Here is a 13,515-nt window from a genome sequence, read left to right as displayed (position 1 = left end):
CGATCGACTTGACGACGGCCTCGACGGACAGGTCGTTGACCACCTTGCCGTCGACGCGGCGCGACATGAACGGCTCGACCATGGCGACGAGCTCGGCGCGGTTGAGCTCGGTGACGGCCTGCGCGCACGCCTCGAGCGTGGCGAGCGAGCCGGCGTCCTCGAGGTCGATGCGGGTGAGCATCTTGGCGCCCTCGAAGCCGGACTCGACGGTGGACCGCGTGTCGTACCCGGTCATCCGGTCGTCCATCTCGAACGCCGAGCCGGCCAGGCCGCCGCGGTTCATCGAGGAGAAGACGACCTTGTCCTCCAGCGCGCCGAGGAGCAGGAGGTCCTCGAGGACGTCGGCGGTGCCCAGCACGCCGTCGACGCCGGGGCGCGACAGGGCGGTGCGCAGGCGGTCGATGACGTCGCGACGGTTGGCCATCGCGTCGGGGCGGCCCGACGCGGCGAGCGCGCCGCGGGCCGGGTGGTCGCACGCGACGATCATCAGGCGGCCGTCGGCGGGGAGCAGCGGACGACGGCTGCGGCTCGCGAGGAGCCGCTTGACGCGACCGGGGTCGGTGGCGCGGACGTCGCGCAGCTGGTCCTGGTCCGTGACGAAACCGTCACTGGAGAACAGCGACATCTCAGGCCTCCTGGGTGCGCTCGGCGACGAGCGCGTCGATCTCGTCCTGCGTGGGCATGGCGGTGGAGCACTCGAGCCGCGAGGCGACGATGGCGCCGGCCGCGTTGGCGTTGACGAGCAGCCGCTCGAGCGGCAGGCCTGCGAGCAGGCCGTGGACGAGCGAGCCGCCGAAGCTGTCGCCCGCGCCGAGGCCGTTGACCGGCTCGATCGGGATGGGCGGCGAGACGACGCGCTCGTCGCGGGTCTTGGCGAGCACGCCCTTGGGGCCCTGCTTGACGATGGCCAGCTCGACGCCGGCGTCGAGCAGCGCGTCGGCGGCGCGGTCGGGGTCGGACTCGCCGACGGCGACCTCGCACTCCTCGCGGTTGCCGACGGCGACCGTGACCTGCGACAGGATCTTCTGCACCTGCTCGGTGGCGTCGGCGGGCGACTCCCAGAACATGGGGCGGTAGTCGAGGTCGAGCACGGTGTGTCGGCGACGGTCGCGCGCGGCCAGGAGGTCGAGCTGGGTCTGGCGGCTCGGCTCCTCGCCGAGGCCGCTCGTGGTCACCCACAGCAGGCCTGCCTCGCGGACGAGGTCGAGGTCGACCTGGTCGGTGGTGATCTGCATGTCCGGCGCGGCCGGCTTGCGGTAGAAGTACAGCGGGAAGTCGTCCGGCGGGAAGATCTCGCAGAACGTCACCGGCGTCGGCAGGTCGGGGTGGACGACGACCTGGCCGTCGTCGACGCCGAGCTCGCGCAGCGCGCGGCGCACGAAGCGACCGAACGGGTCGTCGCCGACGCCGGTCAGCGCGGTGACCCGCCGGCCGAGGCGCGCCGCGGCGACCGCGACGTTGGCGGTGGTGCCGCCGAGGAACTTGCCGAAGGACTCGACGTCCTCCAGCCCGACACCGACCTGGAGCGGGTAGATGTCGACGCCGGCGCGTCCGTACGTCAGGACCTCGGGGGCCTGGCTCGACGTCGTCATCGCGGACCTTCCTCGCATCGGGGGTGTGGGGGATCGGGGTGTGACCTGGACGAAACACTACGAGCCGTCCAGGGCAACGTCAACAGTATGTCAGGACAAATATGTGTCCTGACAAAGTTGCCCGTCCCGACCTGCCCCGATCCGCCGCGAGAGGCCCGGTGGGGGCGGGGGTCAGCGGTCGACGAGCGTGAGCTCGAAGGCGTACGAGTCGGCGCGGTAGACGTGCCGCCCGAGCTCGACGGCGTGGCCGGCGTCGTCGTACGCGGTGCGCTCCATCGTGAGGAGCGGGGCGTTGCGGGGCTCCTCGAGCAGGCGCGACTGGCGCGCGTCGGCGCGGCGCGCCCCGATCTTCTGGCGGGCGACGCGCATGTGGATGCCGGCGCCGCGGATGGCGGCGTACAGGCCCACCTCGGCGAGGTCGACGGCCTCGAGGTCGATGCTCGACGCGGGGAGATGGTTCTGCATCAGGGCGAGCGGCCCGCTGCGGATACGACGCAGGCGCTCGACGAACCAGATCGGCTCGCCGACCTCGAGGCGCAACGCCGTCGCGACCTCCTCGTCGGCGGGGCGGCGCTCGAGCACCAGCACCTCGGTGCGCGGCGCCTCGCCGGCCGCGACGAGGTCGTCGTGCAGGCTCGTCAGCTCGACCGAGCGGTTGATCTTGCCGTGCACGACCTGGGTGCCGACGCCGCGCTTGCGCACGAGCATGCCCTTGTCGACCAGGACCTGGATGGCCTGGCGCATCGTCGGCCGCGAGAGGCCGAGGTCGGAGGCCAGGCTGATCTCGTTGTCGATACGCTCGCCCGCGGCGATCGAGCCGTCGAGGATCGCCCGCTCGAGCTGCTCGGCCACCTGGAAGTACAGGGGCACCGGGCTCGAGCGGTTCAACGTGATGGGCGGCTTGGTGCCGGTGCTCGCCATGGTCGGACCTCTTCTGGGGGCGGGGGTCGACGCAGCATAGCCCCGGACGGGTTCGGGTGTCTGGGCGTCCAGATGTCCTGACAAAGTGTTGACAACGCGTTGTGAGGGAGCGCACACTTCGGGACAGCCGTCAGCCCCGGACGTCGCCGGAGCGCTCAGATCGCCCCCGACGCCGGCAGCCACGGCCCGCCCCCCTCGAAGGAGAACGCCCCCATGAAGAAGCTCAGGTTCGCCGCCCTGGCGGCCGTCGGCGCCATCGCGCTCGCCGCGTGCAGCGGCACCGGGCAGAGCGACGGCCCTGCCGACTCGTCCGACCTCGACCTCACCTACGCGGTCATCACCCACGGCGCCCCCGGCGACGCGTTCTGGGACCGGGTCAAGTCCGGCGCCGAGCGCGCCGGCGAGGACTACGGGGTCGACGTCGAGTACAGCTCGGACCCCGACCCGTCGAAGCAGTCCGCCCTGATCGACGGCGCGGTCGCCGACAAGGTCGACGGCATCGTCGTCTCGATGGCCAACCCCGACGGCCTGAAGTCCAGCGTCGAGGCCGCCGTGGCCGCCGGCGTCCCGGTCGTCACGATCAACTCGGGCATCGAGTTCTCCAAGGCGTTCGGCGCCATCACGCACGTCGGCCAGTCCGAGGACATCGCCGGCCAGGCCGTCGGCGAGCGCCTCAAGTCCGAGGGCTTCAAGAAGGTCCTCTGCGTCGTGCAGGAGGCCGGCAACGTCGCTCTCGAGACCCGCTGCAAGGCCACCGCCGAGACGATGGGCGGCACCGTGGAGAACCTGCAGGTCGACGGCACGGACGACAACGCCGTCCAGGCCACCATCACCTCCAAGCTGCAGTCCGACAAGAGCATCGACGGCGTCCTGACCCTCGGTGGCCAGTACGCGATCGACGCGGTCGCGGCCGTCGAGGAGTCGGGCAGCAGCGCCCGCGTCGCCACGTTCGACCTCTCCGAGGACGTCATCAAGGACATCCAGTCCGACAAGATCGTCTTCGCGGTCGACCAGCAGCCGTTCGTCCAGGGCTACGAGGGCGTCTCGGTCCTGTACCTGAAGAGCATCAACGGCAACGACGTCGGCGGCGGCCAGCCGATCAACTCCGGCCCCGCGTTCATCACCAAGGACAACGCCGACGCCGTGCTGAAGTTCGCCGAGGAGGGCACCCGCTGATCACCCGCCCGGGGGCGACCGGCGCGTCGCCGGCCGCCCCCGGGCACCGCACCACCTGCACGTCCACACCCCCACGAGCCAGGAGTGACTCATGGCGACCGCCACCGCAGCACCTGACGAAAGGCTCGCGACGACCTCACTGGTCGGTCGCCTGCTGAAGCGCCCCGAGATCGGGGCTCTCATCGCGGCGATCGCCGTGTTCATCTTCTTCGCGGTCGTCACCGACACCTTCGCCACGGCGGGCGGCGCGTCCACCTGGCTGCGCACGTCGTCCACGATCGGCGTCATGGCCGTCGCGGTCGCGGTGCTGATGATCGGTGGCGAGTTCGACCTGTCGGCCGGAGCCATGACCGGCTTCACCGGCCTGGTCGTCGGCGTCCTGACCACCGAGTACGGCCTGAACATCTGGGCCGCCATGGTCGTGTCCCTCGCGCTCGCGCTGGGCATCGGGGCGATCAACGGCATCCTGGTGATGCGGACCGGTCTGCCGAGCTTCATCGTCACGCTGGGCACGTTCTTCGTGCTGCAGGGCATCGACCTCGCTGTCCCGAAGGCGATCATCGGCCAGGTCGCCATCCAGGGCATGGCCGACGTCCCGTTCTACGACCAGCCCAAGGCCGTCTTCGGCTCGGCGATCTCGGTCCTCGGCGGCAACGTCTACGCGTCGGTGTTCTGGTGGATCGGCGTCACGGCCCTGGCGACCTGGGTGCTGCTGCGCACCAAGGTCGGCAACTGGATCTTCGCCGTCGGCGGCGCGCAGACCGCGTCGCGCCAGATCGGTGTGCCGGTCTTCAAGACCAAGGTCGGCCTGTTCATGACGACCGCCGGCGCGGGCTGGCTTGCGGGCATGCTCCTGCTGTTCAGCGTCTCGACCGTCCAGGCCAACACCGGTGTGGGCCAGGAGTTCATCTACATCATCTGCGCCGTCGTGGGCGGCTGCCTGCTCACCGGCGGCTACGGCTCGGCGATCGGTGCCGCCTTCGGCGCGCTGATCTACGGCATGACCAACCAGGGCATCGTGTATGCCGGGTGGGACAACAACTGGCTGCGCGCGTTCCTCGGAGTGATGCTCCTCGGTGCAGTCCTTCTCAACGAATGGGTTCGCAAGCGAGCGGAGACGTCACGATGAGCGACACGAAGACCCCGGCCCACGAGGCCCACCCCGACCTGACCAAGCCGGCCGAGGCCGGCACGCCGATCATCGAGGTCGTCGACATCGGCAAGCGTTACGGCAGCGTGATCGCGCTGTCCGAGGTCACCACCTCGGTTCGCGCCGGAGAGGTCACCTGCGTCCTCGGCGACAACGGCGCCGGCAAGTCGACGTTCATCAAGATCCTCGCCGGTGCGCACGAGCACACCGACGGGGCGCTGAACATCGACGGCGTGGCCCGCCACCTCGCGTCCCCGCGCGTGGCGCTCGACCTCGGCATCGCGACGGTCTACCAGGACCTCGCCGTGGTGCCGCTGATGCCGGTGTGGCGCAACTTCTTCCTCGGCTCGGAGCCCACGACCGGGTTCGGCCCGTTCAAGAAGCTCGACGTCGCCACGATGAAGAAGACGACCAAGTCCGAGCTGGCCGCCATGGGCATCGACCTGCGCGACGTCGACCAGCCCATCGGCACCCTGTCCGGCGGCGAGCGCCAGTGCGTCGCGATCGCCCGTGCGGTGTACTTCGGTGCCCGCGTGCTGATCCTCGACGAGCCCACCGCGGCGCTCGGCGTCAAGCAGTCCGGCGTCGTGCTGAAGTACATCGCCAAGGCACGCGAGCGCGGCCTCGGCGTCGTCTTCATCACCCACAACCCGCACCACGCCTACCCCGTGGGCGACCGGTTCATGCTGCTGCGCCGCGGCAAGTCGATGGGCGACTTCCCCAAGTCCGAGATCACCCTCGACGAGCTCACCGCGATGATGGCCGGCGGCGCCGAGCTCGAGGCCCTGAGCCACGAGCTCTCACGCGAGCTGGGCCCGGACTCCGAGGTCGCCAAGAAGATGGAGATCGCCGTCGAGGACGCGGAGGCATGAGCCTGCGCATCGGAGTCGTCGGCGCCGGCGCGATGGGCTCGGAGCACGTCCGCGTGCTCAGCGCCCACGTGCCCGCCGCGCGCGTGACGATGGTCTACGACGCCGACGCCGAGCGTGCCGACCACGTCGCCGGCAGCGTCAGCGCCAAGGTCGCCGGGTCGGGGGAGGAGCTGGTCCGCTCCGACGACGTCGACGCGGTCGTGATCGCGTCGCCCGACTTCACCCACGCCGACCTCGTGCGTACCTGCATCGACGCGCGCAAGCAGGTCCTGTGCGAGAAGCCGCTCGCGCTGACGTCGGAGGAGTCGGCCGGCGTCGTCGAGGCCGAGGCCGCGGCGGGACGTCGCTACGTCCAGGTCGGCTTCATGCGGCGCTTCGACCCCGGCTTCGTCGCCCTGCGCCAGGCGGCGCTCGGCGGCGCCGTCGGGATCCCGCGGATGGTGCACTGCGTCCACCGCAACGCCGTCTCGCACACGAGCACGTCGAGCGACAACCTCATCACCGGCTCGATGATCCACGAGCTCGACACGGTGCGGTGGCTGCTCGGCGAGGAGATCGTCTCGATCGACGTGCGCAGCCCCGTCGCCGACGGCTTCGCGGACCCGCAGCTCGCCGTCATCGAGATGGCGTCGGGCACCCTGGTCACCGTCGAGGTCTTCGTCAACGCCCACTACGGGTACGACGTCGGCTGCGAGGTGGTCGGCACGCGCGGCACCACCAGCCTGGCGGCACCGCAGCTGGTGACGCACAAGCGAGCCGGCGCCGACGAGACGCCCATCGGCGACAGCTTCGTGGCGCGGTTCGCCGACGCCTACCGGATCGAGCTGAACGAGTGGGTCGAGGCCGCGCTCGGCGGCACGCCGACGGGCCCCACGGCCTGGGACGGGCACGTCGCCAACGTCGTCGCGTCGGCCGGCATCGCCTCGCTGCACGCCGGCTCCCGGCAGGGCGTCGAGCTCCCGCCGGTGCCGCGTCTCTACGCCTCCTGACGTCGTCGCCGGCGGGGGGTAGGTTTCACCTGCGCCTCGCCGGCGCACCGTCGGAGGAGGAGACATGACGCTGGACACCACCGCTCCCGGGAGCACCGCGACGGGCGGCCCCGAGCTGCCGCAGGAGCGCCTGCTGCGCACCGAGATCCCCGGGCCCGAGTCGCGCGCCCTGATGGCGCGCAAGCAGGCGGCGGTCGCGTCGGGCGTCGGCACCACGATGCCCGTCTTCGCGGCGGCCGCCGGCGGCGGCGTCGTGCAGGACGTCGACGGCAACCTGCTGATCGACCTCGGGTCCGGCATCGCCGTGACCACGGTCGGCAACAGCGCGCCCCGCGTCGTCGAGGCCGTGCAGGCGCAGGTGGCGGCGTTCACCCACACCTGCTTCATGATCACGCCCTACGAGGGCTACGTCCGCGTCGCCGAGGAGCTCGCCCGGCTGACGCCCGGCGACCACGACAAGCACACCGCGCTGTTCAACTCCGGCGCCGAGGCCGTCGAGAACGCCGTCAAGGTCGCGCGCCACCACACGGGCCGCTCGGCGGTCGTGGTGTTCGACCACGCGTACCACGGGCGCACCAACCTCACGATGGCGATGACGGCGAAGAACATGCCGTACAAGGACGGCTTCGGGCCGTTCGCGGCCGAGGTCTACCGCGCGCCGCTGTCCTACCCGTTCCGCGACGGGCTGTCGGGCGCCGACGCGGCGGCGCGCGCCATCGACGTCATCGAGAAGCAGGTCGGCGCGGCCAACCTCGCGGCCGTCGTGATCGAGCCCGTGCAGGGCGAGGGCGGCTTCATCGTCCCGGCCGAGGGCTTCCTGCCCGCGATCGTCGACTGGTGCCGCGCCAACGGCGTGGTGTTCGTCGCCGACGAGGTGCAGTCGGGCTTCGGCCGCACCGGGGCGATGTACGCCTCCGAGCACGACGGGATCGTCCCCGACCTCGTGGTGAGCGCCAAGGGCATCGCCGCAGGGCTGCCGCTGTCGGCCGTCACCGGGCGCGCCGAGATGATGGACGCCGTCCACACCGGCGGCCTGGGCGGCACCTACGGCGGCAACCCGCTGGCCTGCGCCGCCGCGCTCGCCGTCATCGAGACGATCGAGGCCGACGGCCTGCTCGAGCGGGCCCGCGAGATCAACACGCGCCTGCACGACGTGCTGGGCCGCCTGAAGGCCTCCGACCCGCGCATCGGCGAGGTGCGCGGTCGCGGCGCGATGGTGGCCGTCGAGGTCGTCGAGCCCGGCACCACCCGTCCCGACGCCGCCCTGACCAAGCAGGTCGCCGCGGCCTGCCACGCGGCCGGCGTCATCGTCCTCACCTGCGGCACCGACGGAAACGTCCTTCGCCTGCTGCCCCCGCTGTCCATGCCCGACCACCTCCTCGACGAGGGCCTGACCGTGCTCGTCGACGCCTTCGGAGCCGCCCGATGACCTCCCACCCGCTCGACCCCCTCGTCGCCACCGAGTTCGAGGAGGTCGCGCGGCTGCTGGCGCGCGACCACGCCGTCAGCACCGACGAGGGCTGGCGGTTCGCCAACGTCGAGCTCGCCGAGCCGGGCAAGGACGCGCTGGCCGCGTTCGACGGCGGCGGCGCGCGTCCGGTGCGCGAGGCGCTCGCGACCGTCTTCCGCAAGGGCGCCGACTCCACGCACAAGGCGCGCCTCGACCTCGACGCCGGCACCGTGACCTCGTTCGAGCACGTGCCGGGCGTGCAGGCCAACGTCACCGTCGACGAGTGGGAGGAGGCCGACGCCGCGGTCGCCGCCGACGAGCGCGTCACCGCGGCACTGGCCGCGCGCGGCATCACCGACCTGTCGCTCGTCTTCCACGACACGTGGACCTACGGCGCCTCGCACGTGCCGCCGCAGTACGAGGGCCGCCGCATCGGCTGGACCGACACCTGGGTCAAGGCCGAGGCGGGCGCGAACCCGTACGCGGGCCCCGTGGGCGGTCTGCACTGCGTGGTCGACCTGTCGACGATGGAGGTGCTCGAGATCTCCGACGACGGCGACGTGCCGCGGCCGGAGGTCATGGGCGAGTACGTGCCGCGCCTGGTGCCCGACCGTCTCAAGGGCCACCGTCCCGAGCGCAAGCAGCTCGACATCACCCAGCCCGAGGGCGTCTCGTTCACCGTCGACGGCCAGCGCCTGCAGTGGCAGAACTGGTCGATGCGGGTGGGCTTCAACCACCGCGAGGGCCTGGTCCTGCACGCGGTGACCTACGACGACGCCGGCCGCGAGCGGTCCGTCGCGCACCGGCTCTCGTTCAGCGAGATGGTCGTGCCCTACCGCGACCCCTCGCCCGACCACGCGCGCCGCACCGCGTTCGACATCGGCGAGTGGGGCCTGGGCTTCATGACCCAGTCGCTGACGCTCGGCTGCGACTGCCTGGGCGAGATCCGCTACCTCGACGCCGTGCTGCACGACAGCACCGGGGCGCCGGTCACGATCGAGAACGCCGTCTGCATCCACGAGGAGGACGCCGGCGTCATCTGGAAGCACGTCGACCACGACGCCGGCGCCGAGGTGCGTCGCATGCGCCGGTTCGTCGTCTCGTTCCAGGTGACGGTCGCCAACTACGAGTACCTCACGTACTGGCGCTTCTACGAGGACGGCAACATCGAGTGCGAGGTGCGCGCCACCGGGATCATGGTCGTCACGCACGTCGCCGAGGGCCAGGCCCACCCGCACGGGACGCTCGTCGACCAGCGCACCTACGCGCCGTACCACCAGCACTTCATCGTGGCGCGGCTCGACCTCGACGTCGACGGCAGGCAGAACACCGTCTACCGGTCCGAGACCCAGATCGACCCCATCGGTCCGGACAACCCCGACGGCCTGGCGCTGCGCCAGGTGAGCACGCCGCTGCGTCGGGAGTCCGAGGCGCGCGAGGACTACTCGTGGGAGACCCAGCGCGGCTGGAAGGTGCAGAACGACGGCGCCGTCAACGGCCTGGGCACCCACCCGGCCTACAAGCTGGTGCCGGGTGCGGCCATCCCGTCGATGTTCCACCCCGACGCGCCCGTCCTGCAGCGCGCCCAGGTCATCGGCCACACGCTGTGGGTCACGCCGAACGACCCCGACGAGCGCTGGCCCGCGGGCGAGTTCGTCAACCAGAGCGGGCCCGGGGAGGGCCTGCCGGCCTGGACCGCGGCCGACCGTCCGCTCGAGGACACCGACGTCGTGCTCTGGTACGTCTTCGGCATCCACCACGTCACGCGTCCCGAGGACTGGCCCGTGATGCCCGCCGACACCGTCTCGTTCTGGCTCAAGCCGTTCGGCTTCTTCGACCGCAACCCGTCCCTCGACGTCGAGCCCTCACCCGCCACTCACGGCCACTCCTGCCACTGACGCGCACCCCGTCACCACCCCCTCACCCCCTCAAGGCGCGCCGAGGTCCGAGTTCTGCAACGCATCGATCAGCCATGCGTTGCAGAACTCGGACCTCGACGGGGCGGGGTGCTCGGGAGGGAAGTGGCCGTCAGAGGACGCGGGCGACGTCTGCGAAGGGGAGGCGGGGGAGGCGGTCGCGGAAGGCGTCGGGGCCGGGGTGGCCGATATTGACGACGATCTGCGAGCGCCAGGTGGTGCCGGCGAGGAGGTCGGCGTCGAGACCGGGCTTGTCGAAGCCGCCCATCGGGCCCGCGGAGAGACCGACGGCGCGGACGCCGGTGATGAAGTAACCGGCCTGGATGGACGCGTTCTGGACGGCGGCGCGGGCGCGCGAGTCGGCGTCGGGCCACCAGTCGCGGGCGCCCGGGTTGTGCGGGAAGACCTCGCCCATGCGGTCGTGGAAGTCGACGTCGGCGGCGAGCACCACGACCATCGGCGCGGCGGCGGTCTTGGCGCGGTTGCCGTCGGACATGTGCGGCAGCAGTCGCTCGCGCGACTCCGGGCCGACGACGAGCATCCGCAGCGGCTGGGTGTTCGCGGCGGTGGGCCCGAACTTGGTGAGCTCGTAGACCTCGCGAACCTGCTCCACCGACACCGGCTCGTCGGTGAACGTGTTGGCGGTGCGGGCGTCGCGGAACAGCAGGTCGCGCGCGTCCTCGGACAGGGCGTGCTCGATCGTCGAGGTCATGGCCGGTACAACGACGAAGGCCCGGGAGGATCCTCCCGGGCCTTGCGTTGCACTGCTCACACTGGTGTTGCTGGCGACCCCGACGAGACTCGAACTCGCGACCTCCGCCGTGACAGGGCGGCGCGCTAACCAACTGCGCCACGGGGCCTTGTCTGTGTGCTGTTCTGTTGTGCTCTGCCTTGCGGCCGGGGGCAACACTACATGCTGCCGACTGCCGTTCTGCAGGTGCCCCCAACGGGATTCGAACCCGTGCTACCGCTGTGAAAGAGCGGCGTCCTAGGCCCCTAGACGATGAGGGCCAGAGGTCTTCAGGCGGTGAGGCCGTCAGGGACTCCGCAAGCATAGGGGGTCCGTACCCGCTGCGCCAAAACGGGGCCCGGTGGGCGAGGATGGACCCGTGGTCGACGTCGACGAGGAACGGTTCCAGCGGCTCGTCGAGGCCGCGTTCGACGCGTTGCCCGACGAGCTCGTGGGGCTGCTCGACAACGTCGCGCTGTTCGTCGAGGACAACGCGCCGCCCCACGACCCGTACCTCCTCGGGCTCTACGAGGGCGTGCCGCTGACCGAGCGCGACTCGTCCTACGCCGGCGCGCTGCCCGACCGGATCATGGTGTTCCGCCGCAACATCCTGGCGATGTGCGAGACCGAGGACGACGTCGTGCGCGAGGTGGGCATCACCGTGGCCCACGAGATCGCCCACCACTTCGGCATCGACGACGACCGCCTGCACGAGCTGGGCTATGCCTAGGCTCCCGTGGCGCCGTCAGCCGGCCCCCGACCCGAGCCGCGGACGTCTGGCCCGGTCCGATGACCGCGCCACCACCACGCGCGCCGACGGCAGCACCACCCGTCACAGCTTCTCCTTCGGCGACCACTACGACCCGGAGAACCTCTCGTTCGGGCCGCTGCGTGCGGTCAACGAGGAGCTCGTCCCGCCCGGCGGCGGCTTCGACGCCCACCGCCATGCGGACGTCGAGATCGTCACCTGGGTGCTCGAGGGCGTGCTCGCGCACGAGGACTCCACGGGCCAGAGGGGACGCCTGCACCCCGGGCAGGTGCAGCACCTCAGCGCGGGCAGCGGCGTCGAGCACTCCGAGCGCAACGCGTCGGACAGCGTGCCGCTGCGGTACGTGCAGATGGAGCTCGCGCCCAGCGACGAGCAGCTGCGCGCCGACCCCGAGCCGCCGGTGTACCGCCAGGCCTGGACCGAGGGCGCTCGCGGCATCCTCTTCCCGGCGGTGACGGTGCGCGAGGGCGTCGTGATGTCGGTGGCGATCCTCGACACCGACGACCACCTCCGGCTGCCCGCCGACGTGCCCCTGCACCTGCACCTGACGCGCGGCAGCGTCGTGCTCGACGACCTCGGCACGCTGCGCGCGGGAGACACCGTCCGCCTGCCCGCCGCGCCCGCGCGCACCCTCGTCGCGTGGGCGGACAGCGAGGTCCTGGTCTGGTCGCTCCCACGGACGGACGATCCGCCCGCCTCGTGACGCGCGACTCACGCCCCGTCTCCGGCTGTCGTTGCAGGCAGCACACGTCCTAAGGTGAACCCATGTCCGTGGTCGGGTGGCGCGCGCACGAGCGCGCAGTGGCGGCGCTGGAGTCGTCGTTCGAGCAGATCCCGGTGGGCGCGCCGGTGCGGCTGGCCAAGGCCACGACGAACCTGTTCCGCACGCGGACGCCCAGCGACGCGCCGGGTCTCGAAGTCAGCGGCCTGGGTGGCGTCATCGAGGTCGACCCCGCGACCCGCACCGCCGAGGTGCAGGGCATGTGCACCTACGAGGACCTCGTCGAGGCGACGTGGGCCCATGGTCTGCTGCCCCTCGTCGTCCCCCAGCTCAAGACCATCACGCTCGGCGGCGCCGTCACCGGACTCGGCATCGAGTCGACGTCGTTCCGCAACGGCCTGCCGCACGAGTCCGTCCTGGAGATGGACGTGATGACCGGCTCGGGCAAGGTCGTCACCGCGTCGCCCGACGGCCCGCACGCCGACCTGTTCGCCGCGTTCCCCAACTCCTACGGCAGCCTCGGCTACGCCACGCGCCTGCGCATCGAGCTCGAGGCGGTCGCACCCGTGCTGGCCACCACGCACGTGCGCTTCGACCGGGTCGGCGACCTCGCTGACGCGATCGACGACGTCGCACGCACCGGCGAGCACCGCGGCACGCCCGTGCACGGCATGGACGCCGTGGTGTTCTCCCCGGGCGAGGCCTACCTGGTGGTCGCCACGGCGGCACCCGCCGGCACCGTCCCGCGCACCGGGGTGCTCGAGCCGCGGGCGTTCTACCGCACGGTCCAGGAGACGCGCGGCACCACCATGCGCACCGAGGACTACGTGTGGCGCTGGGACGACGACTGGTTCTGGTGCTCGCGCGCGTTCGGTCTCGACCGCCCGCTGGTGCGCCGGCTGTGGCCCCGGCGCTGGCGCCGCAGCGACGTCTACCAGCGACTCGTCGCCCTCGAGACCCGGCACGAGATCGTGGCGGGCCTCGAGCGACGTCGCGGGCTCCCGGCGCGCGAGCGCGTCATCCAGGACATCGAGGTGCCGCTGTCGCGCACCGAGGAGTTCTGCACCTGGTTCGACGCCGAGGTGGGCATGCGGCCGGTCTGGCTGTGCCCGCTGCGGCTGCGCGAGCCCGCCGGTCCCGGCTCGGCGCGGACCTGGCCCCTGTACCCCCTGGAGGCGGGCGAGACGTACGTCAACGCCGGCTTCTGGGGCACGGTCCCCGTGCGGGAG

General features: G+C 71.6%; 13 protein-coding genes and 2 tRNA genes. 9 read left to right on the top strand and 6 right to left on the bottom strand.

Features of this window, described 5'->3' with window-relative positions:
- The 3 genes from ACI6PP_RS21235 to ACI6PP_RS21225 all read right to left on the bottom strand — a co-directional run.
- Positions 1 to 625 (bottom strand): Cgl0159 family (beta/alpha)8-fold protein (locus tag ACI6PP_RS21235; protein ID WP_421113698.1); only part of this gene is annotated, 625 nt, incomplete at its 3' end.
- Position 626: 1 nt separating this feature from the next.
- Positions 627 to 1,592 carry a 5-dehydro-2-deoxygluconokinase gene (iolC, locus tag ACI6PP_RS21230; RefSeq protein ID WP_421113697.1) on the bottom strand — a complete coding sequence of 322 codons (966 nt, stop codon included), beginning with the start codon at positions 1,590 to 1,592 and terminating at the stop codon, positions 627 to 629.
- A 171-nt stretch (positions 1,593 to 1,763) separates the two neighbouring features.
- A complete protein-coding gene (locus tag ACI6PP_RS21225) occupies positions 1,764 to 2,513 on the bottom strand; it encodes a GntR family transcriptional regulator (protein WP_421113696.1) in 750 nt (249 codons plus the stop codon).
- Positions 2,514 to 2,726: 213 nt separating this feature from the next.
- Between ACI6PP_RS21225 and ACI6PP_RS21220 the strand changes: the two genes are divergently transcribed.
- From ACI6PP_RS21220 to ACI6PP_RS21195, 6 genes are all read left to right on the top strand, one after another.
- Positions 2,727 to 3,689 (top strand): substrate-binding domain-containing protein, encoded by a 963-nt coding sequence (locus ACI6PP_RS21220; protein WP_421113695.1) that lies wholly within the window; start codon positions 2,727 to 2,729, stop codon positions 3,687 to 3,689.
- A 91-nt stretch (positions 3,690 to 3,780) separates the two neighbouring features.
- On the top strand, positions 3,781 to 4,818 hold the full coding sequence (locus tag ACI6PP_RS21215; RefSeq protein WP_421113694.1) for an ABC transporter permease: 1,038 nt from the start codon (positions 3,781 to 3,783) through the stop codon (positions 4,816 to 4,818).
- Positions 4,815 to 5,711, top strand: a complete 897-nt coding sequence (locus ACI6PP_RS21210) for an ATP-binding cassette domain-containing protein (RefSeq protein WP_421113693.1) — start codon at positions 4,815 to 4,817, stop codon at positions 5,709 to 5,711. Before ACI6PP_RS21215 ends, ACI6PP_RS21210 begins: the two co-directional genes overlap by 4 nt.
- Positions 5,708 to 6,700, top strand: a complete 993-nt coding sequence (locus tag ACI6PP_RS21205) for a Gfo/Idh/MocA family oxidoreductase (RefSeq protein WP_421113692.1) — start codon at positions 5,708 to 5,710, stop codon at positions 6,698 to 6,700. Before ACI6PP_RS21210 ends, ACI6PP_RS21205 begins: the two co-directional genes overlap by 4 nt.
- Before the next feature lie 64 nt (positions 6,701 to 6,764).
- Complete coding sequence (gene gabT, locus ACI6PP_RS21200; protein ID WP_421113691.1) at positions 6,765 to 8,129, top strand: 4-aminobutyrate--2-oxoglutarate transaminase; 1,365 nt, start codon at positions 6,765 to 6,767, stop codon at positions 8,127 to 8,129.
- Positions 8,126 to 10,048, top strand: coding sequence for a primary-amine oxidase (locus tag ACI6PP_RS21195; protein ID WP_421113690.1), 1,923 nt, complete (start codon positions 8,126 to 8,128; stop codon positions 10,046 to 10,048). Before gabT ends, ACI6PP_RS21195 begins: the two co-directional genes overlap by 4 nt.
- A 130-nt stretch (positions 10,049 to 10,178) precedes the next feature.
- On the opposite strand, the gene ACI6PP_RS21190 is transcribed toward ACI6PP_RS21195, so the two are convergent.
- From ACI6PP_RS21190 to ACI6PP_RS21180, 3 genes are all read right to left on the bottom strand, one after another.
- Complete coding sequence (locus ACI6PP_RS21190; RefSeq protein ID WP_421113689.1) at positions 10,179 to 10,778, bottom strand: malonic semialdehyde reductase; 600 nt, start codon at positions 10,776 to 10,778, stop codon at positions 10,179 to 10,181.
- Positions 10,779 to 10,849: 71 nt separating this feature from the next.
- Positions 10,850 to 10,926: transfer RNA gene (locus ACI6PP_RS21185), tRNA-Asp, on the bottom strand.
- A 78-nt stretch (positions 10,927 to 11,004) separates the two neighbouring features.
- Positions 11,005 to 11,077 (bottom strand) — tRNA-Glu (locus ACI6PP_RS21180).
- Positions 11,078 to 11,175: 98 nt separating this feature from the next.
- Between ACI6PP_RS21180 and ACI6PP_RS21175 the strand changes: the two genes are divergently transcribed.
- From ACI6PP_RS21175 to ACI6PP_RS21165, 3 genes are all read left to right on the top strand, one after another.
- Complete coding sequence (locus ACI6PP_RS21175; RefSeq protein ID WP_421113688.1) at positions 11,176 to 11,526, top strand: metallopeptidase family protein; 351 nt, start codon at positions 11,176 to 11,178, stop codon at positions 11,524 to 11,526.
- Positions 11,519 to 12,268: a pirin family protein gene (locus ACI6PP_RS21170; protein ID WP_421113687.1), complete on the top strand. Its 750-nt coding sequence runs from the start codon at positions 11,519 to 11,521 to the stop codon at positions 12,266 to 12,268. The genes ACI6PP_RS21175 and ACI6PP_RS21170 overlap by 8 nt, the downstream gene beginning before the upstream one ends.
- A gap of 62 nt (positions 12,269 to 12,330) precedes the next feature.
- Positions 12,331 to 13,515: FAD-binding oxidoreductase (locus ACI6PP_RS21165; RefSeq protein ID WP_421113686.1), on the top strand; the 1,185-nt coding region annotated here is incomplete at its 3' end.

The organism is Solicola agrisoli, assembly GCF_049059935.1.
In the GTDB taxonomy this organism is placed as follows: Bacteria; Actinomycetota; Actinomycetes; order Propionibacteriales; family Nocardioidaceae; genus JAURVT01.
This window is presented reverse-complemented; position numbering and strand designations above follow the sequence as displayed.